This window comes from Facklamia sp. P12945, from assembly GCF_050409485.1.
GTDB lineage: Bacteria > Bacillota > Bacilli > Lactobacillales > Aerococcaceae > Facklamia.
Map to the genome: position 1 here is coordinate 1 of NZ_JBNUPJ010000023.1, position 24,593 is coordinate 24,593.

Genomic DNA, 24,593 nt, shown 5'->3' on the forward strand with positions numbered 1-24,593 from the left:
TAGTGTAACAGAAGCTCCCTATTTTTATTTGTTTTATGTCACATATGTATTATCGTCTAACACTATTATAACTAATTTTTTGTCAATAAATAGTTATTCTTAGGCCATTAAACAAAATTATTCTCAAAAGAAAATTTTTTGCAACAGTCTTAATTGTTTTTTATTTAAATAGCAATCCCCTTATTCTTTAAATTAAGTAAACATGCTTGAAGATATGCTTCATCATGTTCTGGATAAATGGGATAATCTAATGAGCGTTCTTCTAAATCCTTATAAGACGGAGCTGATTTGCCACGGTATTTGGGATCTAGCCAGAGGCTATCCGGCTGATAGCCTCTGGCTATCATTTCTTCCATTACTAAAACATGGTATTGGTAAAGTTTATAGGGATGATAATTAAAAATATAGTTTACAGTAGAATGCGGCTTGCCCCATCCCTTTCCTCTTAGAGCACAACATTCTCGATGTTGTCCTAAGAGTTGCTGTCGAGGTAATAAGGGAATCAAATCTTCATGCCATAATCGCATTATTTCCCTCCTAATTTATTCATTGGAATAGGACGCTTGATCTCGATTTAAGAACCAAGTAGCTCCATTAAGATAAGAAGCAAAAGCCGACCAAGTGTTCTTTTGATAAAATTTAATGGCTGTGACTAGAACAGCTGTGAATAAACAAAAGCTTTCAATTACAGCGGTGCCGCGATATTTATACTTAAAGTATAAGAGTGACCAAAGATAATTAAGGCCTAATTGCGTTCGATAGGCAATAATGGCTTCGTCTTTTTCTTTACTTTCATCAATGATTATTCAGGCAATCCCCATCATGGTATATAATAATGGCCAAACAATGCCAAAAGTCTCTTTGGGAGGTGCAAATGGGGGCTGTTTGTACTTTTCATAGTCTGCTTTGGCATTATCGGCCGTTAAACGACCAATGGAGCTCCTACAAGTAACCAATTTTTAATTTTCATCAAACCACTCCTTTTTCAAATTATAAGTTAACAGCCCTTCATCTCCGACTAAAATGCTTTAGCATCGATCATAAAAATACAGTAACTATTTCTTCACCTCTCCAGCTATCCGTTCCATCCTAACAGGATCCTTTAAATAATTTTTACCAAATTCATCAATCAGTCCATGCAGGTCTTGAGCTTGAAGATAAGTGAATGATTCAGGCATTTGCACGACTGCATGTAATTGCTGATAGCTTTTATAGTCTTTTTGATCGATATAAGAAAACAACTTGCGAGCGTATGCATTTGAAATAAAGGCGACTTGGTCAAAAATATAGACTAAGAAGACATCAGCCGTTTCTTGGCCGATACCTCGAAGCTTAAGTAATTCTATTCTTAAATCAGATCCGTATTTTTCTACTATATGGCTATAATTCCACTGGTGTTCTTGGAACCAATTCAAAACGGCTTGGATAGCTAGGGCTTTATTTTTATAAAAACCAGCTGAATAAATCAGCTGTTCTAACTGACTACTTTCCAACCTTAGAATCCTTTGCGGATCAAACCCAGTCGCCAGCTTTAATTGAGTTAAGACTTTATCAACATTCGACCAGTTGGTATTTTGAACCAGAATAGCACCTAAAATGATTTCTAATTTAGAATCCCCCGGCCACCAACCACTGGGACCCATTTCTTGCAGAAGATAAGTATACAATTTTTCGATGGAAACAGAAGTCATTGATCCACCCCTTTCCACTTTTACCTATTATATCATCTTTATTAACAGATTATGATTGAAAACCTTCTCTTCGTTGACTTGAAAGGCTTCTTGTTATACAATTCAAAGGCTCAATTTTACTTCTTTAGTTCGCTAGCTATATAATTCAAATAATCAAAAAACTTAGGAGAGATTAGATGATTCAGGTTGAAAACATTTCAAAACAATTTAAAATAGCCAAACGAAAAAAACACTCCTCAATGCCTGGTTTATCTTATTTAAAGAGAGAGACTGAATACTATCAGGCATTAGACCAAGTATCTTTTAATGTTAAAAAAGGCGAAATGATAGGCTATATTGGCCCAAACGGAGCTGGTAAAAGTACCACACTTAAAATCCTATCAGGTATCCTCCATCCAGATACTGGTGAGTGCCAAATAATGGGCCTAACGCCTTGGAAAAACAGGATCGACCATGTTAGAAATATCGGCGTCGTTTTTGGACAACGTTCTCAACTATGGTGGGATTTACCAGTTAAGGATTCTTTTGACCTGATCCGTGACCTTTACCGTGTGGATCCACAGCGTTATCATCAACAAATTGATAAGTTAGCATATGCTTTAGCTATCGAAAACTTACTGGATACTCCCGTTAGACAACTCAGTTTAGGCCAAAGAATGCGGTGTGAAATTGCCGCTGCTTTAATTCATCAGCCAGCCATTCTATTTCTAGATGAACCTACTATTGGTTTAGATGCAGTTTCTAAATTAGCTGTTCGAAAATTCATTATCGATCTTAATCAAGAAGAACAGACAACAGTTATTTTAACCACGCATGACATGCAAGATATTGAAGCACTCTCTTCACGGATTATATTGATTGGTCAAGGAAAAATACTGCTCGACGGTTCCCTGGAGGAATTAAAGAACAAAAATCAACAAAAACAGATTTGGAACATTGAATTTAATAAAGGAAGACTACCTCATCACCCGGGTATTCAAATTTATCAAGCGACTGAATCAGAAGCTTTATTATCTTTTGATTCGGATCTTCTATCCAAAAATGAATTTATTGCTTTATTAAATCAAAATCTTGATTTACAATCTATAAGCCCTCATGCTACTAACCTTGATCACCTAGTAATCCAGCTTTATCGGGAGTATCAATTATGAAAACTTATAGCGCAATATTTCGCATTCAATTTCAATCAGCCATTCAATATCGAACGGCTGCTTTAGCAGGTATTCTTACCCAATTTGCTTGGGGCCTACTTCTCATCAAAATGTTCGAATCTTTTTATCAAACCAACGCACAAAGTCAACCTATGACTTTTGAACAAGTCTGCGCTTATATATGGATCCAACAAGCCGGTCTTAATTTGTTTGCTTTATGGATTTATGACCGTACTATCTTCGAAGAAATCATTTCAGGCAATGTTGCCTATCAATTGACGCGTCCTCTCGGTCTCTATCCCCATTGGTTTATATCTAACCTTGCCATGCGAATTGCTCGCACTTTATTACGGTGTTTGCCAATGATAATTGTAGCAAGCTTTCTGCCAGAACCTTATAAGCTTTTGCCGCCAAACCACCTCCTACTTTTTATAGTGACGATGATTCTGTCTACTTTATTAATCATTGCCTTCTTAATGTTAGTCTATATTAGTGTCTTTTATTTCTTAACGGACGTGGGAATTCGAGTGATTGTTGCTACGATCGGGGAATTTCTAACCGGAGCAATCATTCCATTACCCTTTTTACCCCAGCCTTTACAAACCTTTATCCATTGGACACCCTTCGCCTATATGCAAAACATTCCTCTTAGAGTCTATTCTCTAGACATTAGCTCTTGGAATATTATCATTCCTCAAGCTTTTTGGCTGATTCTTCTGTTGGTGGTCGGTTGGTGGCTGATGCAACATGCTCTATCTAAATTCGTTATTCAAGGAGGTTAAATGCAGTGTTTAAAATTTTAGGTCTTTATTTTAAACTCAATTGGCAGGCTCAATGGCAATACCCTGTTTCTATGTTGTTATTAATTATGGGGCAATTCTTAGCAACCTTTGTCTCTGTACTAGGCATTTATTTTATGTTAGAAAGATTTCACAGCGTACAAGGGTTTTCAAAAGATGAAGTGCTTTTATGTGCTGGAATTTTCACTTTTGCGGCCGCCTTAGCTGAAATGCTAGCCAGGGGATTCGATTCTTTTCCTCAGATGATTGCTAATGGTGAATTTGATCGTGTCCTCACTCGCCCCCAAAGCCCCTTACTCCAAGTTATTGGATCAAAATTTGAGTTTTCACGTATAGGACGCTTAATCCAAGCAGCCTTACTACTAGTTTTCGTCATTGAAAGAGGCAAGATGGTATGGTCGTGGAATAAGATTGCTACTTTATTCATAATGATCTTAACAGCCAGCTTGTTATTTTCCTTATTATATTTTCTTTCAGCAAGCCTTTCTTTTTTTACCATTCAAGGATTAGAGATTATGAATATTTTTACAGATGGCGGACGTGAATTTGGTCAATATCCCTTCTCTATTTATGGAAAGAAGATATTAAAGTTTCTAACCTTTATTCTCCCTCTGGCTTTGGTCCAGTATTATCCCTTTTTATATTTAGTAGGTAAGAGTAATGATTGGCGATTAGCTCTATTTCCTTTTTTGAGTCTAGTTTTTGCTATACCTGTTTATGGTGTTTGGCGATTTGGCTTGTATCATTATCAGTCAACCGGCTCTTAGTCAAAGAATCTTATTTCAATGAAATGATAAATAAGATTCATAAACTAACCTCTACTTTATTAAATTTCCTTTTAAAACAGTCAATTAAACTCACTAACGTCTACTCAAAGGCCCTCAATCTATATACTATTTTACTTATTATTTTTTAATCGTTTACTCTTTCTACCTGATTTCTATTCATTTAGAGGTCAGTTTATTATAGTTTAGCAAGCCGTTTATCAACCATTAGTATTCATTTGACAAAAATAATAGTGAGTGGTATATTTAAGTTGTAAAGGTTGAACGTCTGTTCAACTATAAATGATAATTTTTACTATTTATAAACAGAAAGTAGGTCATGCCATGGATAGCTGTCAAGAGAATGCAATTCATCCTGAAGCGATTAAGAAAGCTCAAGAAGTGCCTCTCAATCCAGAACATTTTAAAATTCTAATCAAACTCTTTAAAGCATTAGCAGAACCCTCTCGAGCAAAAATTTTATGGTATTTGCTTAAGACAGAATTGTGTGTTTGCGATTTAGGCCATCTAATAGGCATGTCCAAATCTGCCACTTCTCATCAACTCGCTTATCTATTTAAATTAAATTTAGTTAAAAAGCGCAAAGAAGGACGTATTGTTTATTATTCAATTGCTGATGACCATGTGCGTATTTTATATCACAATGCATTGGAACATGCAGCAGAAGGAGGAAATGATAATAATGACTTATAAATTTAAAATGCAGGGTTTGTCTTGTGCTAACTGTGCTCAAAAAATTGAAACTCGCTTAAACAATTCGGATCAAGTTGAAGCGACCGTTAATTTCGCACAAGGACAATTAACAATCGACACGGACCAAGTGATGGAGTCTAATCTCATTCAAAGCTTGGAACAAAATGTACAAGAAGTCGAACAAGGGATAAAATTGGTTCCGCTCTTTGAGCTAGAAGAAAAATCAAATCTAAACCTTGATAAAAATAAGGACAGTCAAGGCTTACTTGATAGCGAAGGCTGGCGTATTTTAATTACCATTCCTTTATTTATCTTAGGATTCTTTTTAACAAATTATATTTCTTCTGAATGGCTTCTAGTGGGCTATTTTGGTCTGACCTATCTGTTCATAGGTCAGAATGTACTTAAAACTACTTGGAATAAAATTAAAAATAAGGACTGGTTAGAAGAAAATTTCTTAATGACGATTGCTACCTTAGGTGCCTTTGTGATTGGTGAGTACCCTGAAGCAGTTGCCGTTATGCTGTTCTATTCTATCGGAGAATGGTTTCAAGACCGTGCCGTTAACCAATCTCGCCAATCAATTCAATCCTTGATGGCAATTCGTCCTGACTTTGCCCGTATTCAACAAACTGATGGTACATTAACCAAAATTGACCCCCGCGAGTTAGTTGAAGGTCAAGAATTTATCGTAGCTGTCGGAGACAAGGTCCCTCTAGATGGACAAATTATCCAAGGTCAATCTCAAGTAGACCACTCAGCTATTACTGGAGAATCTCTTCCTCAGAGTTTAAAAGAAGGCGACACCCTCTACTCAGGTTCGATCAACTTAAGTTCTCAACTGAAAGTTAAAGTCACTAAGACCTTCCAAAATTCAACGGTCAGCCAAATTATCGACTTAGTTGAAAATGCTTCTTCCAAAAAGGCAGCTACTGAGAAATTTATTACTCGGTTCGCACGCGTTTATACACCGGTTGTAGTTGCCTTAGCAGTTCTTTTGGCTACTTTGCCTCCTATCTTTTTTAGTGACATTTCTTGGTCAACAAGCTTTTACCGTGCGTTACAATTTTTAGTTATCTCTTGTCCTTGTGCCTTAGTTGTCTCTGTTCCTATGAGTTTTTATGGTGGAATTGGTGCAGCAGCACGTGAAGGTATCATGGTTAAAGGCGGAAATTTCCTCGAAACCCTAACAAAGATTAAGACCTTAGTTTTAGATAAAACCGGAACAATCACTCAAGGTAACTTTGCGATTGACAAAGTAGAGGCCTTATATTTAAGCAAAAATGAGTTTTTAGAAGCACTGGCTCACTTGGAGAGCCAATCCCACCATCCTATTGCACTCTCCATTCAAGAAGCCTATAATCAGCCCTTAGATCCTCATCGTGTGCAAGAAGTAGAAACAATCACCGGTAAAGGTCTTAAAGGAATTGTGGACGGTAAAAGTTTACTTGCTGGAAACAAGGACTTGATGGATCAATTCAAGATCGAAGTGCCAGAATTAAAGACTGCTGCCACTGTCGTTTATCTCAGTATTAATCAAGCATATCAAGGCTATGTCCTCATTAAAGACCAGATCAAACCAGATTCTCAGTCCGCGCTGACAGAATTACATCAATTGGGTATTTCCTCTGCCATCTTACTTTCTGGTGACAATCAAGCAACCGTCGACGAAATCGCTCAACTTGTTGGGATTGATCAAGCAAAAGGTGACTTGCTTCCACAAGAAAAAATGATCGAACTGGAGAAAATTTTAGCTAACGTTAAGCAATCAACGTCTAATAAAAAATCCTCTAATGTTGCCTTTATCGGTGATGGCATCAATGATGCCCCGGCTCTTGCCCGTGCAGATATTGGAATTGCCATGGGAGGAATGGGATCTGACGCAGCTATTGAATCAGCAGACATTGTCATTATGAATGATTCTTTAGCTAAACTCCCTCAGGCTATTAAAATTGCTCAAAAAACTTTACGCATTGCTCAAGAAAATATAGCCTTTGCACTTGGAATTAAGGTACTCTTCCTAAGCCTCGCCGCTTTAGGCTTCTCATCCATGTGGATGGCTATTGTCGCCGATGTTGGTGTGACCATCCTTGCAGTTCTTAATAGTTTGCGAACACTTGGGAAAGTTAAATAATAAAAAAACCAGCAAGCATAATAATGGTATGCTTGCTGGTTTTCTTCGTTTAACAAACTCATTTATCTTTAATGAATCCTTTTAGGCCCCTTCAATTTTAAATTCGTAAGTTGAAGGTAGATGGTAATAGGCTTTTAAGGCATTAAGAGCTCCTTGGGCTTTGACTAAAGTTTCTTGGTACTCTTCTTCTGGATCTGAAAGGGCAATAATTGCTCCCCCTAGACCGAGACTAGTCTTTTCTTCTTCAATAACCGCCGTGCGTATAACAATATTTAAATCCATACAACCATTATTAGCAATATAGCCAATAGCCCCTGAGTAGATACCTCGTGGACGTCCTTCTAATTGATCAATTAATTCGAGGGTACGATACTTCGGCGCTCCAGTCATTGAACCACCAGGGAAGCAAGCTTTAAACAGATCAATAGCTGAAACATTTTTTGCAAGAAAGCCTTGAACGGTAGTCACTAATTGATGAAGGGTTGAATAACTCTCAACAGCCATCAACTTGGGAACCGTTACTGTTCCAATCTGACAGACCTTACCTAAATCATTTCGCAATAGGTCTACGATCATCAAGTTTTCAGCCATGGTCTTTTCCTCGGTTGCTAAAGCATGAATAATCGCTTGATCTTCTGCTGGGTTTTGACCCCTTTTAGCCGTTCCTTTGATGGGCTTGGTTTGAACTCTACCATCACGATTCAAAGTTAAGAATTTTTCCATAGAAGAACACGCAACAGCAAAATGATCAAAAGTTAAAAAGGCTGCGTAAGGGGCTGGACTGGCTTGGCGTAAGGTTTGGTAATATATATAGGCATCTAGCTGGTCTTTGATATCCAAGCGGTTGGTCAAACATATTTCATAGGACTCTCCTTTTCGAATGTAGTCTTGACATTGGTGGATAGCTTTCAAATAGTCACTGCGAGCCATAGCCCAAGCAATAGTTGGTTGATCGAAGGCCTCCATGATAAGCTCTTCTTTTTCACCTACTGAAATATAAGCCTGTGAAAAATCTAAATCTTTGATCCAGTCTTTGTCATCTTTATAGGATAGTAAATAAAGTTGGTTTTCGTGATGATCGATAACAGCCGCTCGATCAATATAATCTAATATGACATCAGGATACGATGACTGATGCTGATTAGGCCCTTCCATTAAACTTTTGAGCTCATAACCAAAATAACCAATATAACCTAATTGGAAATCACATGGTAAATCTTGATGGATTGGCCATTGAGGTTGATGTTTTTCTAAATAAGTGAATATATCTTGATGAATTCTTTCTTCTCTTCCCTTTATATCTGTCTTGATAACCAAATTATCCGTAATATCATAGGTCAGACGATGGCCATGGCGAGGACCCGCTTGTCCAATTATAGAAAAACGAGACAAAGCTTTTGTCACTTGACTAGAGTCTAACCATTGCGTTTGTTTATTAATTTGATAAAGCTGATTAAACAACGCTTGTGCATTGCCTTGATAAGGAACTTTTGTAACACGCAAAGGATTTGTTTGTATTTGGAAGGTGTGGATCAAGTCTACAAAATTCTCAATTAGACGCTCACCTTCTTGTGAAGCAATTGACTCTGGATGAAACTGAACGGCGTATTGAGGTTTGCTACGATGAGAAATCCCCATAATTAAGCCATCGTGCGTTCTCGCATCCACTTGAATGTTCTCCAATTTCTCTTCTTTACAGACTAAAGAATGGTAACGGGTCACTTTAAAATCTTGCGGTAGTCCTTTAAAAAGCCCTTGATTATTATGTCTGATTTCACTCAGCCGCCCATGAACAGGCTGAGGAGCCAATATAATTTCTCCTCCATTCAGATAGTAAATTCCTTGCTGACCCAAACAGATGCCCAATATGGGGCGTTCTTCTTTTTCGATTACTTCACGGCAAAGACCAAAATCTTCAGGATTTTCAGGACTTCCAGGACCTGGTGAAATAACCACCGCATCAAAATCTAACAATTTAAATTCTTCATATGACATTTGATCATTCTTAATAACCAACGGAACTTCTTGCGTCACTTTGGCTATTAATTGAAACAGATTATAAGTATAGGAATCATAATTATCAATGATGACAAACTTCATAATGGTTTCTCCTAACATTTTTTTCAACGATATCTATGTAACTGGTTATTGTCCTATTTTATCACAATTTGTAGTTAGTAAAAATACCTGAAAAGTAATTTAAAAAGAATAGCATTTAATCCTTGTCAATGATTGACAAGTGCTATCATTCACCTATAATGAAGGAGAACTTTGAACAGAGTATAAAAGGTGCGTAAAGTATTTACAGATGGGAAGTTGCTGTAAAACGAAATGAACAATCATGCGATGCCTTTTATCTTCCGCTGTTTTATTATCCATCTTTAGCGGAGCTCTGAATTTCTCAGAGCTCCTATTTTTGTTTAGGAGGGTACATTTTGGACATCCAATTGAATGTTTTTCCTTATCCAATCTATCTAGAACACCATCATTTTAGTCAATTAAAAAAACGCTTAAGCCAAATGAGCGGAAAAAAGTTTCTACTAACGGATCAAAATGTGGCGACCCTTTACCAAGAACAAATTGATCAACTTGGTCAGTTAGCATCCTTTTCTTACCATATTGTTCCTGCCGGTGAAGCGTCAAAGTCATTAGCTTGTTATCAAGAAGTGATGAATCGTATGGTAGAAGAAAAACTTACTCGGTCTGATTGCCTAATCGCCTTTGGTGGTGGCGTCATTGGTGACTTAGGGGGCTTTTTAGCCGCCACATATTTAAGAGGAATCAACTTTATACAAGTTCCGACGACTCTTTTAGCTATGGTTGACTCTGCCATTGGGGGTAAAAATGGCATTAATTTTGGTGCCTATAAAAATCAAGTGGGTACTTTCTATCATCCCGCTTGGGTTCATATCGATATTGCCTATTTAGACACCTTAGATATCAGACAAATTAACAATGGGTTAGCAGAAATTATAAAATATGCGATCCTTACTGACCCCGCTTTATTGGAGGACATCAGACGAGATAAAAGTCAACTCAACTACTTGAATCTAATTAAACGGTCTTTAGAAATAAAACACGCCTATGTTGCTAATGATTTTCACGATCAAGGTAAAAGACAATTCCTTAATTTAGGTCATACTTTCGCCCATGCCATTGAAAGTATTAGCAACCACCAAGTGAACCATGGTGAAGCAGTCGCAATCGGCCTATTATGGATGGCTCGTGCTAGTTTTAAATTGGGTTGGGCCCGCCAATCATTCGTTCCTCTTCTTGAAGATTTATACCAAAAACAAGGACTATTCCAGACTTATTACTGTGATAACCATGATTTACTGAACGCCATTAATCACGACAAGAAAAAACAAGACCAAACGATTCACTTAATTATTCCTGTTGAAATAGGAAATTGTGTCCGACAAGCCATTCCTATTCATGAATTAGGCCAATGGATTGAAGCAGGGAGTCGATTGTAGATGGATATTCAAATTATGCCTCACTCTTTAAAAGGCAGTATTTCTGCAATTCCTTCTAAATCAGACGCTCATCGAGCACTCTTTGCAGCCAGCTTAGCCAATGGTCCCTCTACCATCTATTTAGACCGTCTTTCAAAAGATTTAGAAGCAACATTGACTTGTATTGAAGGACTAGGTTGCCTGGTTCACCATGATTCAGATCAAAAAGCATACCATATCCTGCCAGATGCTCATTCTATGAAGCGCCACTTCAATGTGGGCGAGTCGGGAACAAGCTTACGCTTTCTAATTCCTATCTTAGCTAGTCGGTTAGAAAAGAACCAACAGGTCGAAATCCTTCGCCAAGGGAGTTTGATCAATCGAACCAACCAACCTTATTGGGACTTGTTTGACCAATTGGGTATTTATTGGCAAGAAGAAGGCCCTAGTATCTGGCTTTCAGGCAAGTTAGAAGCAGGAAATTACCAACTTCCAGGTAATGTTTCTTCTCAATTTATTTCAGGATTAGCTTTGGCTCTCGCTCATTTAAATAAAGCAAGTCAGATAAAATTAACTTCGCCTTTGGAATCCGCTGCCTATGTCGACATGACCTTAGCTAGCTTAAAAGAATTTAGTAAAAGGATTGATTTTTCTCATCAAACTCAAGCCTATCACTTACTCGATGGACCTATACAAGCAGCGCCCTACCAAGTAGAAGGCGATTGGTCCAACGCCCTTTTCTTCTTAGTAGCAGGCGTCCAGGTCTTAAATCTTACTTTTGACAGTCTCCAAGCAGACCGTCAGGCTTTGTCCTATTTGGATAAATTGGGCTATCCCACCCCCGAGCCGGCAAGACAATCCACTGACTATCATCCCAGTAAGACTTCAACTGCAAGTAATCAAATAGTGGAAATCGATGCCCGTCAATTGCCCGATGCCATTCCTATCCTTACCCTAGCAGCCGCTAGAAAAGCTGGGATTACTCGCATCGTTAACGGCCAACGTCTCCGCTTAAAAGAAAGTGACCGAATAGAATCTACCGTAGCTCTTATGCAAGCTTTAGGTGTCTACATACAAGCTGAAGCTGATGGGTTCATCTTGCAAGGAGGGCAAGGCTTTCATGGCGGAATTGTGGATACTTTTCAAGACCACCGTATTGCAATGACAGCTGCCATTGCCGGTAGTTTTGCCCAAGAACCTGTGATTATTAAAGGGGCGGACTGTGTTTCTAAATCTTATCCCCACTTCTTCGATGATTTTCAAAAATTAGGAGGTATCTATCATGTCCTTTAGTCTCGGTCAAAATTTTCGTCTCACTGTTTACGGACAATCCCATGCTAAAGCGATTGGGGTAGTCATTGATGGCCTTCCTGCCGGTTTAGATTTCCCTTATGCAGCCATTCAAACAGCTCTCGAACGTCGTCGTCCTGGTAAAAAGGTTTGGTCAACTAACCGTAACGAGACTGATTTATTTGAAGTCAAAGCAGGTATTGTAGACGGTAAAACCTGTGGGGCGCCCCTTTGCTTAGAAATTAGGAATCAAGACATGCAGTCCAAGGATTATGCCCAACATCACTATCTCCCGCGCCCCTCACATGCTGATTATCCTGCTTTCATTAAATATGAGGGACACCATGACATTCGTGGGGGCGGACACTTTTCAGGGCGCATGACTGCTCCAATTGTAATGGCTGGTAGTATTGCCCGCTATTTATTAGAAACAAGCGACATCCAAATTTATAGCCACATTCATTCAATCGCTGGTATAAAAGACCGGTTAGTTGATTTTGCGCAACCTGATTTTAAAGCCTTAAGTGAATTAGTTAATAAAGAATTTGCCGTAATTGATGACCTGCAAGGCCAAGCCATGAAGGAAGCTATCCTAGCCGCTAAAGAAGATAAAGACTCTGTAGGAGGGCAAATCGAAGTAATCGTTGACGGCTTACCAGTTGGTATCGGTCAACCCCTCTATGATTCGTGTGAAGCTAAATTAGCCCATGCCATGTTTGGCATTCCCGCCACTCGCGGCGTAGAATTCGGAACGGGCTTTGCTGGAGCAAACTTACGCGGCAGCCAGCACAACGATCCTTATTATTTGGATAATAACCTGATGGTTAAAACGCTGACCAACCATCACGGCGGTATTATCGGTGGTTTGACCACTGGCATGCCCTTGATTATGCGAGTAGCAATTAAGCCTACTTCTTCTATCGGTCAACCCCAAGCAAGTGTCAACCTTGATAAACAAGTTAATCAAGAATTGACGATTGAAGGCCGGCATGATCCTTGTATCGTCCCTCGGGTTGTTCCCGTTATTGAAGCAATGACCGCTATTTGCCTTTTAGACCTAATGATGATGGACGGTCAATGGCCAACTATTTCAACAAAAAATTAATTGCCGCCTTTAGAAAGTAGGTTCTTATGTTACAGACATCTCAAAAAAATAAAAAACCCACTCTTTGTGGCTTAATCGGACGTAAATTAGGTCATAGTTATTCCCAATCTATTCACCAACGAATTGGGAACTATCCCTATCACTTAATTGAATTAGAACCCAATCAGTTGAAAGACTTTCTTTTAGAGAAAAACTACCTCGGACTCAATGTGACTATTCCTTATAAAGAAGCGGCCTTACCTTATTTAGACAACCTAGACCCCTTGGCTAAAGCCATCGGATCGGTCAATACAATTGTGAATGAAGAGGGAAAACTCAAAGGCTATAATACTGACTACGCTGGCTTAGACTTTTTATTAAAAAATAATCATCTGACCTTAACAGGCAAAAATGTGCTTATTCTTGGATCCGGTGGCTCTGCCAAAATGATCGCTGTTTATGCTAAAAACCAGGACTGTCAACGAGTTAGCCATTTAAGCATTCGCCAAGCTTTCCCACCATTAAAGGCTGACAATCAGGCGGCTCAAGTTATTTTCAATGCGACACCGGTTGGTATGTACCCTAATAACCAGGATTTAAGATTAAACTTGACCGCATTCCCTCAACTAGAAGCGGTCGTTGATCTCATCTATAATCCCTTACGCTCTTCTTTAGTCCTCCAAGCCAAAAGCCAAGGCATTCAAGCTATAGGTGGACTCGACATGTTAATTGCTCAAGCTTTTTTTGCCAGTCAACTTTTTACCGGTAAGTCTTATCCGACAGACTTCATCCATCAAATTTGCCAATCCTATTGGCAGGGAATCGAAAACTTAGTTTTTATCGGAATGCCAGGTGTTGGCAAGACCACTCTCGGAAAAAAACTGGCTGATCAACTAGGCCGCCCCTTTTTAGACACCGATCAATTGATCGAAGCTGTCATCCATCAACCGATCTCTGAATATATTTCCAAGGTGGGCGAAAAACCTTTTCGCGACCTAGAAGAAAAAATCATTCATCAAGTGGCTAAGGAAAATGGGCAAGTAATTGCCACGGGCGGAGGTGCCATTTTAAGGGCAAGGAACCGACAAGCTCTAACTCAGAATGGTCGATTGATTCTATTGGAGCGCCCCTTAGAAGAACTGTCTCGAAAGGGCCGACCACTTTCAGCTTCACTAGACCAAGTTAAGCGTTTATGGAATGAACGAAAAACACTCTACCAAGAGAGTGCAGACCTCATTATTCCCGTCAAGTCTTCTATCCCAACTAGCTATCAAGAAATGCAAGAAAGGCTGATCAAACATGCGATTATTAGTCCTCAACGGACCCAACCTTAACTTATTAGGCATCCGTCAACCAGAAATATACGGTCAAACCTCATACTCTGACTTAACAAACTCTTTAAAAAAATGGGCAAATGAATATGCTGTAGACCTTGATATCTTTCAATCCAACCACGAAGGAGCCTTAGTCGATAAAATTCAAAATGCTTATCAAAAGGTGGATGGCATAGTAATAAACCCAGCTGCCTACACCCATACATCCATCGCTATTCGCGATGCTTTAGCAGCCGTTGCCATTCCTTTTGTAGAAGTCCATCTAAGTTCTATTAGTCAAAGAGAAAGTTACCGACAAGTCTCATATATCCAAGATTTAGCCTTAATAACAATTGAAGGACAAGGCCCTGCAGGCTACCTTCAAGCTCTGGATTTTATCAAAAATTACCTCTTTAATCCTAATAATCCATCACCTATCACATAGAAAGAGAAGATATAAATGACAATGAATTCTGTATCTGTAAAGCAAGTCACTTTTGGCAAACAACCAGCTATTGTTATCGCTGGACCCTGCTCTATTGAATCTGAAGAACATATTTTTAAAGAAGCTCAAGCCTTGAAGGCGGCGGGAGTCGACATGATTCGAGCGGGTGCTTATAAACCAAGAACCAGCCCTCATGCTTTTCAAGGTTTAGGCTTTGAAGGTGTAAAGTACTTAAGAGCCGCCGCTGATTCAGTTCACCTCCCGATGGTCACAGAAGTTTTAAGTGAATATGATGTCGAAAAGCTGATCGATCTTGTGGACATGTTTCAAGTAGGTTCTCGAAATATGTATAATTACCAACTGCTGAAGTTGTTAGGTCAAGCCGGTAAACCTGTCCTATTAAAAAGAGGCTTTTCAGCAACTCTTAAAGAATGGGAAATGGCCGGTCAGTATTTAATGAGCGAAGGAAAAGCTTCGGTTGTATACTGCGAACGCGGCATACGTAGCTTTCAAGATGAAACACGCAACACCCTTGATTTAGCAGGTGCTATTCTCCTCCAAGCCAAAACGAAACAACCTGTCGTTATTGATCCTAGCCATGCCAGTGGTAGACGCGACCTCATCCTCCCTTTAAGTAAAGCCGCTTTAGCCGCTGATATTTCGGGGATTATGGTCGAAGTCCATCACAATCCCGACCAGGCCTGGACCGATGCCGCTCAGACTATTGATTATTCTATGTTGGATCAACTAATGAAGGAGTGCCAACCATGGCTTACATCAAATTAGATGAAGGCTTTCTTTTTGGACAAGGTGTTTTTACCACCCTTAAAGTCATCAATGGACAAGCGCTCTTCTTAGACCAACATCTTAGCCGTTTGTGTCAATCAGCCAAAGCTTTAGGTTTCAAAAGTTCTATAACCAAAAACGTTATTGTCAACTCTATTAACGAGAAAGAAATGGTGGATGGGGCTTTAAAAATCATCCTCTCACCAGGTAATCTTGTTCTACAAGAACGATCGGATCCCTATGGTAAGAGATTCTTGCCTGCAAAGCCATTAAAATTAGCAAAGTGGCAGCGCCATTCCTCTAACACACTCTTGCAACATAAGTCCACTATGTACTTAGCGAACAAAATTAATTTAAAGCAGATAAGAGAAAAAGGGGCTTTTGAATGCATCTTTTTAAATGAAAAAGACCAGATCACTGAGGGAAGCTTTACGAATCTCTTTTTTGTTAAAGACCAAGAGCTTATCACTGCTCCAACAAGCGCAGGTCTTCTTCCAGGTATTATGCGTCAATGGGTGCTTGACCATTTCCCTGTGACTATTCGCCCCATAGACTGGCAAGAAAGACAATCTTTCCAAGCTGGTTTTATGACCAACTGTTTGATGGGGATTACTCCAATTAAAACACTTGAATCAACCCATTACCAAGATCATCATCCTCTAATTGATTACATCCAAGAGGAATATTCTATAAAAATATATAAGCAAAAAGCTAGCCAATGGTGATAACATTTGACTAGCTTTTTTATTCATTATATTCATCTTCCGATTCATAAATACTCACGCCTGCAAGCTGATTGATATCTTGAAAGAACTTTTCAGCATGAACTTCTTTAGGAATTACTAGACGGACTAAATAATCAAGTTGGTCACTATTATTCACTAAGGGTTTGATAAAAGTGACGGTAACTAATGACACTTCAATAAAATGAAGGACCTCATTAAAAGATTGAACATCATTTGCTTGCACAAAAACCGTTACCCAAGGTATTTTCTTCCTTAATGAGCTTTCAAGTCTTTGTAAGAAGGTCAAAGTTATTAGGAGTATAAAGCCTACAACAATTGCTACTTCGTAGAAGCCGATCCCAATTGCTAAGCCAATACAAGCCGAAGACTACAAGCCCGCAGCCGTGGTTAACCCTTTAATTTTGTCACGATTAGTGACTAAAATCATACCGGCACCTAAAAAGCCAATCCCACTCACAACTTGCGACCCCATCCGTGTAGGATCAACCCCTTCAAAAAATTCGGCTGCAAACTGATTGGTCATCATTACCATGGCTGAAGTTACACAGACTAAAATATAAGTACGCATACCGGCTGGATGATTTTTCAATCCACGTCCAAAACCAATCATACCACTAATCAACATAGCTAAAAGGGACCTTAAGAGTATGGTAAAGAAATTTACTTCTTCAAAATTAATCGTTGGTAACTTCATTGATGACCTCCCTAAATTATTGATACTTCTTTACTAAATTTTTAATTTAAGAAGACTTACAATTTATATAACAAAAAGAATTTATTGATCAATCATTATAAAAAATTTTATATAATTTCTATTTCAATTGCTCTAATTGATTCATGGAGACTTCCTTTAGTCATTTTTATTTTTTCTGTTTTGACCCCATTCTTATACCCTCTAACAATAATTTTTTTACCAATCAAATGTGTTAATTTTTTATAACTTTCGAGAACATAACCATCCGACTTTTCATCGATAAATTCATAAGTGTGATCAGTTAATATTTGTATAATTTTGCCTTTAAAATTATAAATTTGATTGTCATGTAATTCAATATTATCTTCTCTAATTCTGCTTTTTTCTTCAAAATCTTCAATATTAGAAGTCGAATTAAAATCTTTATTTTGCTCATTAAACTTACGTTTTAGAATTTCATCTCTTTTTTCATTTATTCTAAAATATTCTTGTATAAAATTTTGTGTCTGCTCATTATTAAGAATAATTTGATCTAAGATTCGTATGAAGGTTTGAATTGTCAAATAAATAATGTAATAAGATGAAAATAATATTAATGATATTAATAAATTGATTATCAATGAAACTTCTTGACTTTTTAAAAAGAGGAAAAAATCGTAAGGGAAAGAAAAATTCCAAAATAAAGCGCTACTTTGCTAACAAATTTACCTTGCTCTACTACTGTTTTAGATTTGTTTATTCTATTCTCCATTTAAACACCTTCTTGAATTTAATTATATCTATTTTACCATTTTTAAGGATATGTTGATATGATGCATTGTAAAATTAAATGCAACACTAGTAAAAATAAAACTCATAACAAATTTAATGGTAGTGTCAAATAAATTGTGTACCTACATTTTATTTGACACTACCTGATTTAAAATATAAATAAAAAATCCAATAAATGTAATCAGATCAGTTAGCTCAGCTATTCTATTTAATTTAATATCTATTTCAAGTCCAAAACTTCATACCCAAACCCAATCGCCTCAATAAATCTAAGCAAGTCCTGCGTTTTGATAAAAATTGTTTTCTCATTGGTATTAGGATGAAAACTCATACGATCTTGGGACATAATTTCATTATCAAAATAAACTTTGATATCCTTATCCTCATTAAACAGCAAACCAAAAGGTGAAATAACACCGGGAGGTAATTGCATTTTTTCTTTTAAAGATTCAGCTGAAGCCATCCGAATTTTGTTTGCTTTGATCAGCTCCTTTAGTTGATTCATATCCAATTGTTTTTGATCATCCATTATTAAGAGATAAAATTCAGTCTTTTTCTTATTTGTTAGAAACATTGTTTTAGTCCGAACACCGTCGATCCCTTCAATAAAAGCGTCGGCTTGCGCGGTTGTCAAAGCAGGCTCATGATCAACTATCTGAAATGGAATTTTTAATTCCTTCAACTTATCTTCTACTGGCTTATAAAGATCCATATTTTCCTTCCTAACTTTAAACCTTCTGATTATCAACTTTTTTTACAATAAAGTCCCCGAAAGTTAGATTAAAACCAACTTTTGGGGACATTTCTACCTAAGAATATTGAAATTCAGTTCCAACTAATTATTTTGAATACTCTGCTTCTAAATCTTTGATTTGGTCAAAGGCATCTTGAGCTAATTGCATAGTTTGTTCAGTAATCCATTCTGCAGCTGCTTCAGGATCTTCAGCATACATCGTGATAAGTTCTTGACGTAATTCTTCGTATTTATCTTTACCAGCTTTTTCAATGGCTAAGATCTTTTCTCTCATTTCTGGTTTTAAGTTCTCTTCATCTTCTAACATAATGGTTAGTAGATTATCTACTGCCCAATAGAATGATTCTGGATCATATTCATTGGCTTCCACTTGGTAAGCAGATAGTGTGTCATTGATATTTCCAAAGTATGGTAAGTAAGGTGAAACGGTAGGTGATCCCATCGCTAACCACATCACACCTGGTACTTTTTCAGGCATATCTTCATAAATTTGGAAGATATGAGCTTCCATTGTATTTTTGTTACCAATGGGATATAAAGCATTCTCAGGCTTTTCTGGTTCTTGCTTTTCAGTCGTTTCAGTTTCTTCGCCCTCTGTTGTTTCAGCTTCTTCGCCCTCTGTTGCTTCAGCCTCTTCGCTTTCTTCTACTTCGGTTTCTTCGGTTTCTGTTGCTTCAGTTTCTTCGCTTTCTTCTACTTCGGTTTCTTCGGTTTCTGTTGCTTTGGTTTCTTCACCTTCTGTTGCCTCAGCCTCTTCGCTTTCTGTTGCTTTGGTTTCTTCACCTTCTGTTGTTTCAGTTTCTTTAACAACTTGTCCACCGGTAGCAGATGCGATGTTATCCGCTGGAATATAATCTGTATCTTCTAAACGATTTCGTTGTAAGCTCATGACTTGATCTAATGTGATTGTTTTATCCGTAGAATGTAAGAATGGAAACTCTGTGTCATCTAAAGAAACTTCTGCATCTGGATCTAAGGTTTTTACTCCAGACCAATACCTAGACACAGACCCGGGATCTATTTCAGCTGCATAAGAATCAGCAACCCGAATCATCCCCTCTTCCTCGACATAAGTACCCGCTTCTTCTGCAATGTTAATTAAATCGGCAGAGACAATCACATTTTCAGTATCGTTCACATCGACTGTTTCTAAGAAGAACGAGTTGGGGAATACGGCAAACATATCATCTGGCAACTTCATCGCAGCATATTGATGACCGGATAAAATTTCCATATACCAAGTTTCATTTTTATCAGCAATAATCAATCCGTTGCCTTCGGAAGAGCCTTTCTCATCGATAATCGATGCTAACAACTCCACGCCCTCACGCGCTGTTTTAACGTGACCTAAAACGACGGTCGTCATGATTCCTTCTGAAAGACCGTTTTCAACTAAAGGGTCAACCGCTAAAACTTCATCATTAGTATAAGTAGTAGTGGTCGCATCCATCGCTACACCATACTCATTATAACCTGCTTCATAATACAAGCCCCACTCAGGGGTGGTATCTGGCACAGCAAAATACTTATAAGTTTGAGCTGGTAGTTCAAATTCGAACTTAGTATATTCATCCACTAACTTTGCGCCTTCTTCATTTTCCGTTGCTTCAATTACTACAAAAGTCTTATTATGGCTTTGTTCTAAGTCTTCTGTTCGGCCAAAAATAACTGACCCATCTTCTGTAAGGCCCTTACCAACATATACGCCTGTACAGGCAGCTACTGGTTGAGCCAGTAACATTCCTGCCGATAACATGGCAACAATGCTTGCGAAAAACTTCTTCATAAAATACCTCCTAAATTTTTGTGTAAACGCTTCATAATTTAATTATAACACTTGGTTATTACTTAATCAGTTTATATAGCATATTATTTTTATAAATAGATTATGGCTCATTAGTTATAATCTAAAATTGTAAAAAACTATTAAACAAAAGAAAAAATAATGCCCAACTAGACTTGAATTCTAGCTAGGCATTTATACTTATGATAATGAGGTTTGAATGATTACATCATTTCATCCAGTCGCACAAACTGATACCCATTGGCTTGGACGCTTTCAATGACTGCTCCTAATGAGTTAGCCGATTCTTGATAGATGTCGTGCATTAAAATTACTGGACTAGGTAATAGGGTTGCTACTACACGGTTGATAATGGCTTGTTCATTTCGACTCTTCCAATCTTCCGAATCAACGTTCCATAGAACAGGAGTCATTTCCGTTAAATTCATTTCACGTTTGCCACCTGCTCCATATGGCATTCGATAGTAGTTGACAGGGACATTAGTCACCCTTTCAATAATTTCGTTAGTGTGATTCAGTTCATATAGAACATCAGCATCACTAATTATTGTATAATTTCGATGGCTGTAGGAATGGTTGCCCACCAAGTGCCCTTCATCATGCATGCGTTGAATGATTTCGGGATACTTTTCTGCATTTTGACCCAATACAAAAAAGGTTGCTTTCACATCATGTGCTTTAAGAATATCTAGGATTTGTGGCGTAGTGACTGGGTTGGGCCCGTCATCAAACGTTAAGACTGCAAATTTAGCATAGTGCATTTGAGTATTAGTATTTTCATCTGGCTGGGCTGATATGTTTATAAACTTCCCTAGGTCTGGGTCAGCATAGACTTTACGAGGGACTGGAATAGAATGTTCATAAATTGCCTTTCCCCAACTTTGATAACAGTGACTCAAGTCTTTGTATGTTCTTGTTAAGTTGTTTGCTTCTAATTTACGATCAATTTCTTTCACTTTAATTAAAAAACCTGGAGAATATTTGTTAGGATTTTCCATATTCTTTTTAAGATTACGAACCTCTTGATTTAATTCGACTAGCGGCCGATCTCTCTCGGCTAAAGAATGGATGGATTCTTTGAGTGGTTGATCAGTTATTTCAGCTAAAATGGTCTCTATTTTTGTATTATACTCATTGAGACTAATATCTCTTAATTCTCTTTCTTCAACCACACCCTCTCCGGTTAAGGGTTGCGTTTCATATAATTCCAATAGTTCTTTGCGATAAGCTTCAGGCGATTTGTTCTTTCGAGCACTCAATTCGATTTTTGAAAAGGTCGATTCATTCTGATTGTTAGCATTAAATGTCATATAAATGATTAACAGTAAAATTGAACACACTGCTAGGCTGGCTGCTATTTTCTTATACATTTGATCACCTTATTTTATTCACAATTTTTTCCCAGCTTTTTTTACATCTTTTTAAGCATACTCCATCTAATAGATAAATTCTAGGGAAAAAGATAAAGAAATTAACTTTATTTACAATTGTTCCAATTAGAAATTTTAATTATCTTTAATTATTCTAAAACTATATTGTTATAAAAATTCAAAAAGTTTTTAAGTCCTTTTGGTTTTCTATTTATTATTCTCTAAGGCAATAAGCTATCTAATTGAATGCCTTCTCCTTCAATGTTATGGTTAATATATAGACAAGAAATAAAACTATTAAAATCAAAAGGAGGAGTCATTGATGAAAAAAATATAGTGCTATTGGCAAGTATGATGATGTTGGGGGGGAGTGACTGTCTCCGCTCAAGATGAAGAAAAGATTGAAGAATTGAAAATCGAAATTAAAGCTCTCAAAGAGGAGCTGAAAGACAAGAAAGCCAAGTTAAAAGAATTAACAGGTGGAGATGAAGAATATATTATTACGGATGACAAAGACTTCTTCATTAAATATGTCGAAGTAAATGAAAAAGATGATGAAGAATTAGGGTATTATTATGAGTTCGTCTTTGAAGTAGAAAATAAGACAGATAGAACCATGAATATCATGGCAGAAGATGTTACTATCGATGATGATTTAGAAATGACGCTAAAATTAGTGAACGAAGAAGATCCTGACTTAAATATTGATTACCCTGTTTCGATTGATATAGTTTAAAATGATTAAAACACCCAGTTTATAAACTAGGCGCTTTTTCTTTTGACGAATTGTCCAATCAAATGCAACACCGATAGTAAGAATCCAAAAAGTTCTTCTTTAGGTGGTTTATATTTTATACCTTTCCTTGGTCTATTTTTCATTAACTCTAGGTTATTGTGTAAACCATCTTTACTTACTTTTGACAAATCCATTTCTTCAGGATAAAACTCTCTTAAAAGCTCATTGCTGTTTTCATTTGTACCTTTTGCCAAGCACACTAAGGATCATAGAAATATGTCTTACAGCCTAATTCCTCTTCTGTTTCCTCAAATTCTGAACATTCTTCGCCTCTGTCAAATGTTATTGTTTTTACAAGATCTTTTAGCGCATTAATGATTGCCGATGTGATATTTTCCGACTTTCTATTTTCTACTAATATCGCTATGTAATATCTGGATCTTCTTTCTGCCAGTGTTACAAAACAATACTTGCTTTTTCTATGACTCTCTTTTCCTCTACGAACCTTAATGTTTGAAGAATTGCTTTTTATTTCTCTTGAAATTGTATTAAGAGATCTTCTTAATGTTTTGGCAATTTTTATGATACTCCTTCATAAATTTAAAATTGATAAATACAAGCTCTCTCTTCCATGGTAAGATGGTTATAACTCATAGTTAATGGCTCCTTTTAATCTGTTTTGTTTGGTTATTTACCTATTAATATAGCTAATGAACTCTGCGTTTATTGAGTGTTGCACTTGTTATGATAATTTATCTTTTTAAAACAAACCAAGCATACAGTGCAAATCCTCCTATCATAATAATCAAAGTTAAAATTTGCTTTAACTCGTAGGGAAGAGGCGATAGATTTAAAAGATATTCTGGTAGTGTAATTAACAAAAGTGTTACGAGTAAAACCGCTGTTTTGGACCAAATTGATAATAAAATTAAGTTCAACACCATAATAGACCCAATGAGAAGGCTGACGGTGGAGTCTAATGTTATAATTGGTGTTTGAGTCATACTATCTACATAATATAAAGCAACATAGGCAGCTATAGTTACAAGTGAAATAATAGCAAATAGTAAATACTTCATTTTGTCTGATAATCTAGCTGGAATAATATTTCTAAAAGCAGCAAGCACTGCAACAATAAATGCTCCAGCAATAACTAAATGACCCATAATCTCTAGAATCGAAAAAGAGAATTCGCCTCTCATCAAATTAGGTAAGATAATGAAAGAATAGGATGCAACCATAATGCCAATAATATTCTTAATAGCAGAACGGTGATCAACTAACATTTCATTGGCTATTGACCTCATATAATCTTTAGGCGACGAACCAATAATATGCTCAATCGGCTTCCCTTGGCCTTCAGCTTGTATGAGATGATCTTCTAACTCACTAACTATCTCCTCAATCTCATTCGTTTCCTTACCTTTAGAAACTAAGTATACGGTTAGATTTTCTAAAAACTCTTTACTTTGTTTCGATAGTTGAGTATTATTTTCCATTTGTTCCATCTCCTTTATCACTATCCGTGTACGACTCTCTATTTAAAACCTTGTTAACGCTACTTTGAAGGTTTTCCCAGCGCTTAATAAAATGATCCAATTCATCTGCGCCTTTTTCAGTCAGGGAATAATATTTCCTTTTGGGACCTGCAGTGGATTTTTTTAGTGTCGATGATACTAAACCCTCTCTTTTCATTCGCATTAATAAAGGATAGATCGTACCCTCACTCATCGAATGAAAACCATAACGGGATAATTTTTCTGCCAGTTCATAACCATATACTTCTTTATTTTTTATAATCATCAGAATGCATCCATCAATGACTCCTTTTAACATTTGTGTAGAAGACAAATTACCCCTCCTTTTACAGAACGAATTCACTATCTTGTATTACATAGTATTTTAAGATTATTATACAGCTAGCTACCTTGTAATGCAAGAGTTAGTTTAAAATTCAATTACCCCTTCTTAAAGATGAGGTGACTCTTCTAATATTAAGTTTTGGTGAATTGTAAAATGAACTTAGCCATATAAATTAGAAAAAGAGCCAGTGAGTCTGCTAATCTATGTAGTAACAACACAGACATAGAA

General features: G+C 37.2%; 25 protein-coding genes, 1 pseudogene and 1 riboswitch. Of the genes and pseudogenes, 13 read left to right on the plus strand and 13 right to left on the minus strand.

Annotated features, from left to right (window positions below; translation table 11 throughout):
- Positions 1-164: 164 nt before the first annotated feature.
- From ACQV2X_RS07515 to ACQV2X_RS07525, 3 genes and pseudogenes are all read right to left on the minus strand, one after another.
- Positions 165-527: a TIGR02328 family protein gene (locus ACQV2X_RS07515; RefSeq protein ID WP_428874347.1), complete on the minus strand. Its 363-nt coding sequence runs from the start codon at positions 525-527 to the stop codon at positions 165-167.
- Between the two features lie 15 nt (positions 528-542).
- Positions 543-956: pseudogene (locus tag ACQV2X_RS07520) on the minus strand (TspO/MBR family protein).
- A gap of 99 nt (positions 957-1,055) precedes the next feature.
- Positions 1,056-1,691 (minus strand): endonuclease III domain-containing protein, encoded by a 636-nt coding sequence (locus ACQV2X_RS07525; RefSeq protein WP_428874348.1) that lies wholly within the window; start codon positions 1,689-1,691, stop codon positions 1,056-1,058.
- Between the two features lie 176 nt (positions 1,692-1,867).
- Here ACQV2X_RS07525 and ACQV2X_RS07530 point away from each other — a divergent pair, with 176 nt between their 5' ends.
- From ACQV2X_RS07530 to ACQV2X_RS07550, 5 genes are all read left to right on the plus strand, one after another.
- Complete coding sequence (locus ACQV2X_RS07530) at positions 1,868-2,842, plus strand: ABC transporter ATP-binding protein (RefSeq protein ID WP_428874349.1); 975 nt, start codon at positions 1,868-1,870, stop codon at positions 2,840-2,842.
- A complete protein-coding gene (locus ACQV2X_RS07535) occupies positions 2,839-3,624 on the plus strand; it encodes an ABC transporter permease (protein WP_428874350.1) in 786 nt (261 codons plus the stop codon). The genes ACQV2X_RS07530 and ACQV2X_RS07535 overlap by 4 nt, the downstream gene beginning before the upstream one ends.
- A gap of 5 nt (positions 3,625-3,629) precedes the next feature.
- Positions 3,630-4,409: an ABC transporter permease gene (locus ACQV2X_RS07540; RefSeq protein WP_428874351.1), complete on the plus strand. Its 780-nt coding sequence runs from the start codon at positions 3,630-3,632 to the stop codon at positions 4,407-4,409.
- A 342-nt stretch (positions 4,410-4,751) separates the two neighbouring features.
- Entirely contained in the window at positions 4,752-5,120 is a 369-nt protein-coding gene (locus ACQV2X_RS07545; RefSeq protein WP_428875159.1) for an ArsR/SmtB family transcription factor, read from the plus strand.
- Complete coding sequence (locus ACQV2X_RS07550) at positions 5,110-7,254, plus strand: heavy metal translocating P-type ATPase (protein ID WP_428874353.1); 2,145 nt, start codon at positions 5,110-5,112, stop codon at positions 7,252-7,254. Before ACQV2X_RS07545 ends, ACQV2X_RS07550 begins: the two co-directional genes overlap by 11 nt.
- Positions 7,255-7,335: 81 nt before the next feature.
- Here ACQV2X_RS07550 and pabB read toward each other — a convergent pair whose 3' ends face one another.
- Entirely contained in the window at positions 7,336-9,354 is a 2,019-nt protein-coding gene (gene pabB, locus ACQV2X_RS07555; protein WP_428874354.1) for an aminodeoxychorismate synthase component I, read from the minus strand.
- A 174-nt stretch (positions 9,355-9,528) separates the two neighbouring features.
- Positions 9,529-9,622, plus strand: a riboswitch (THF riboswitch).
- A gap of 67 nt (positions 9,623-9,689) precedes the next feature.
- Here pabB and aroB point away from each other — a divergent pair.
- From aroB to ACQV2X_RS07590, 7 genes are read left to right on the plus strand one after another with little or no spacing between them, the layout of a single operon-like run.
- Positions 9,690-10,730 (plus strand): 3-dehydroquinate synthase, encoded by a 1,041-nt coding sequence (gene aroB, locus ACQV2X_RS07560; RefSeq protein WP_428874355.1) that lies wholly within the window; start codon positions 9,690-9,692, stop codon positions 10,728-10,730.
- Positions 10,731-12,002 (plus strand): 3-phosphoshikimate 1-carboxyvinyltransferase, encoded by a 1,272-nt coding sequence (locus ACQV2X_RS07565; protein ID WP_428874356.1) that lies wholly within the window; start codon positions 10,731-10,733, stop codon positions 12,000-12,002.
- Positions 11,992-13,104, plus strand: coding sequence for a chorismate synthase (gene aroC, locus ACQV2X_RS07570; protein ID WP_428874357.1), 1,113 nt, complete (start codon positions 11,992-11,994; stop codon positions 13,102-13,104). The genes ACQV2X_RS07565 and aroC overlap by 11 nt, the downstream gene beginning before the upstream one ends.
- Before the next feature lie 26 nt (positions 13,105-13,130).
- Positions 13,131-14,417, plus strand: coding sequence for a shikimate kinase (locus ACQV2X_RS07575; protein ID WP_428874358.1), 1,287 nt, complete (start codon positions 13,131-13,133; stop codon positions 14,415-14,417).
- Positions 14,383-14,841, plus strand: a complete 459-nt coding sequence (gene aroQ / locus ACQV2X_RS07580; RefSeq protein WP_428874359.1) for a type II 3-dehydroquinate dehydratase — start codon at positions 14,383-14,385, stop codon at positions 14,839-14,841. Before ACQV2X_RS07575 ends, aroQ begins: the two co-directional genes overlap by 35 nt.
- A gap of 15 nt (positions 14,842-14,856) precedes the next feature.
- Complete coding sequence (aroF, locus tag ACQV2X_RS07585) at positions 14,857-15,627, plus strand: 3-deoxy-7-phosphoheptulonate synthase (RefSeq protein WP_428874360.1); 771 nt, start codon at positions 14,857-14,859, stop codon at positions 15,625-15,627.
- Positions 15,609-16,352, plus strand: coding sequence for an aminotransferase class IV (locus tag ACQV2X_RS07590; RefSeq protein ID WP_428874361.1), 744 nt, complete (start codon positions 15,609-15,611; stop codon positions 16,350-16,352). Before aroF ends, ACQV2X_RS07590 begins: the two co-directional genes overlap by 19 nt.
- A 19-nt stretch (positions 16,353-16,371) precedes the next feature.
- Here the strand turns inward: ACQV2X_RS07590 and ACQV2X_RS07595 are convergent, their stop codons facing one another.
- The 6 genes from ACQV2X_RS07595 to ACQV2X_RS07620 form a co-directional block, all read right to left on the minus strand.
- Positions 16,372-16,596, minus strand: coding sequence for a hypothetical protein (locus ACQV2X_RS07595; RefSeq protein ID WP_428874362.1), 225 nt, complete (start codon positions 16,594-16,596; stop codon positions 16,372-16,374).
- A 144-nt stretch (positions 16,597-16,740) separates the two neighbouring features.
- Positions 16,741-17,067: an MgtC/SapB family protein gene (locus ACQV2X_RS07600; RefSeq protein ID WP_428874363.1), complete on the minus strand. Its 327-nt coding sequence runs from the start codon at positions 17,065-17,067 to the stop codon at positions 16,741-16,743.
- Positions 17,068-17,174: 107 nt separating this feature from the next.
- Positions 17,175-17,687, minus strand: a complete 513-nt coding sequence (locus ACQV2X_RS07605; protein WP_428874364.1) for a hypothetical protein — start codon at positions 17,685-17,687, stop codon at positions 17,175-17,177.
- Between the two features lie 371 nt (positions 17,688-18,058).
- Positions 18,059-18,550 (minus strand): prolyl-tRNA synthetase associated domain-containing protein, encoded by a 492-nt coding sequence (locus ACQV2X_RS07610; protein ID WP_428874365.1) that lies wholly within the window; start codon positions 18,548-18,550, stop codon positions 18,059-18,061.
- Between the two features lie 127 nt (positions 18,551-18,677).
- Positions 18,678-20,378 (minus strand): C69 family dipeptidase, encoded by a 1,701-nt coding sequence (locus tag ACQV2X_RS07615; RefSeq protein ID WP_428874366.1) that lies wholly within the window; start codon positions 20,376-20,378, stop codon positions 18,678-18,680.
- Between the two features lie 221 nt (positions 20,379-20,599).
- On the minus strand, positions 20,600-21,766 hold the full coding sequence (locus ACQV2X_RS07620) for a polysaccharide deacetylase family protein (protein ID WP_428874367.1): 1,167 nt from the start codon (positions 21,764-21,766) through the stop codon (positions 20,600-20,602).
- Positions 21,767-22,136: 370 nt separating this feature from the next.
- Between ACQV2X_RS07620 and ACQV2X_RS07625 the strand changes: the two genes are divergently transcribed.
- Positions 22,137-22,502, plus strand: a complete 366-nt coding sequence (locus ACQV2X_RS07625) for a hypothetical protein (protein WP_428874368.1) — start codon at positions 22,137-22,139, stop codon at positions 22,500-22,502.
- Between the two features lie 26 nt (positions 22,503-22,528).
- Here the strand turns inward: ACQV2X_RS07625 and ACQV2X_RS07630 are convergent, their stop codons facing one another.
- The 3 genes from ACQV2X_RS07630 to ACQV2X_RS07640 all read right to left on the minus strand — a co-directional run bounded on the left by ACQV2X_RS07630 (position 22,529) and on the right by ACQV2X_RS07640 (position 24,353).
- Entirely contained in the window at positions 22,529-22,756 is a 228-nt protein-coding gene (locus tag ACQV2X_RS07630) for a hypothetical protein (RefSeq protein WP_428894390.1), read from the minus strand.
- A gap of 498 nt (positions 22,757-23,254) precedes the next feature.
- The gene (locus ACQV2X_RS07635; RefSeq protein WP_428874022.1) at positions 23,255-24,001 is read right to left on the minus strand and encodes an HAAS domain-containing protein; all 747 of its coding nucleotides are present in this window, start codon (positions 23,999-24,001) and stop codon (positions 23,255-23,257) included.
- On the minus strand, positions 23,991-24,353 hold the full coding sequence (locus tag ACQV2X_RS07640) for a PadR family transcriptional regulator (protein ID WP_428874021.1): 363 nt from the start codon (positions 24,351-24,353) through the stop codon (positions 23,991-23,993). The genes ACQV2X_RS07635 and ACQV2X_RS07640 overlap by 11 nt, the downstream gene beginning before the upstream one ends.
- Positions 24,354-24,593 lie beyond the last annotated feature (240 nt).

Excerpts from the sequence above, each read along its gene's own strand:
- ACQV2X_RS07515 (WP_428874347.1), bottom strand. The coding sequence starts at position 527 with ATGCGATTATGGCATGAAGATTTGATTCCCTTATTACCTCGACAGCAA.
- ACQV2X_RS07525 (WP_428874348.1), bottom strand. The coding sequence starts at position 1,691 with ATGACTTCTGTTTCCATCGAAAAATTGTATACTTATCTTCTGCAAGAA.
- ACQV2X_RS07530 (WP_428874349.1), top strand. The coding sequence starts at position 1,868 with ATGATTCAGGTTGAAAACATTTCAAAACAATTTAAAATAGCCAAACGA.
- ACQV2X_RS07535 (WP_428874350.1), top strand. The coding sequence starts at position 2,839 with ATGAAAACTTATAGCGCAATATTTCGCATTCAATTTCAATCAGCCATT.
- ACQV2X_RS07545 (WP_428875159.1), top strand. The coding sequence starts at position 4,752 with ATGGATAGCTGTCAAGAGAATGCAATTCATCCTGAAGCGATTAAGAAA.
- ACQV2X_RS07550 (WP_428874353.1), top strand. The coding sequence starts at position 5,110 with ATGACTTATAAATTTAAAATGCAGGGTTTGTCTTGTGCTAACTGTGCT.
- pabB (WP_428874354.1), bottom strand. The coding sequence starts at position 9,354 with ATGAAGTTTGTCATCATTGATAATTATGATTCCTATACTTATAATCTG.
- ACQV2X_RS07565 (WP_428874356.1), top strand. The coding sequence starts at position 10,731 with ATGGATATTCAAATTATGCCTCACTCTTTAAAAGGCAGTATTTCTGCA.
- aroC (WP_428874357.1), top strand. The coding sequence starts at position 11,992 with ATGTCCTTTAGTCTCGGTCAAAATTTTCGTCTCACTGTTTACGGACAA.
- ACQV2X_RS07575 (WP_428874358.1), top strand. The coding sequence starts at position 13,131 with ATGTTACAGACATCTCAAAAAAATAAAAAACCCACTCTTTGTGGCTTA.
- aroQ (WP_428874359.1), top strand. The coding sequence starts at position 14,383 with ATGCGATTATTAGTCCTCAACGGACCCAACCTTAACTTATTAGGCATC.
- aroF (WP_428874360.1), top strand. The coding sequence starts at position 14,857 with ATGACAATGAATTCTGTATCTGTAAAGCAAGTCACTTTTGGCAAACAA.
- ACQV2X_RS07590 (WP_428874361.1), top strand. The coding sequence starts at position 15,609 with ATGGCTTACATCAAATTAGATGAAGGCTTTCTTTTTGGACAAGGTGTT.
- ACQV2X_RS07600 (WP_428874363.1), bottom strand. The coding sequence starts at position 17,067 with ATGAAGTTACCAACGATTAATTTTGAAGAAGTAAATTTCTTTACCATA.
- ACQV2X_RS07610 (WP_428874365.1), bottom strand. The coding sequence starts at position 18,550 with ATGGATCTTTATAAGCCAGTAGAAGATAAGTTGAAGGAATTAAAAATT.
- ACQV2X_RS07615 (WP_428874366.1), bottom strand. The coding sequence starts at position 20,378 with ATGAAGAAGTTTTTCGCAAGCATTGTTGCCATGTTATCGGCAGGAATG.
- ACQV2X_RS07620 (WP_428874367.1), bottom strand. The coding sequence starts at position 21,766 with ATGTATAAGAAAATAGCAGCCAGCCTAGCAGTGTGTTCAATTTTACTG.
- ACQV2X_RS07635 (WP_428874022.1), bottom strand. The coding sequence starts at position 24,001 with ATGGAAAATAATACTCAACTATCGAAACAAAGTAAAGAGTTTTTAGAA.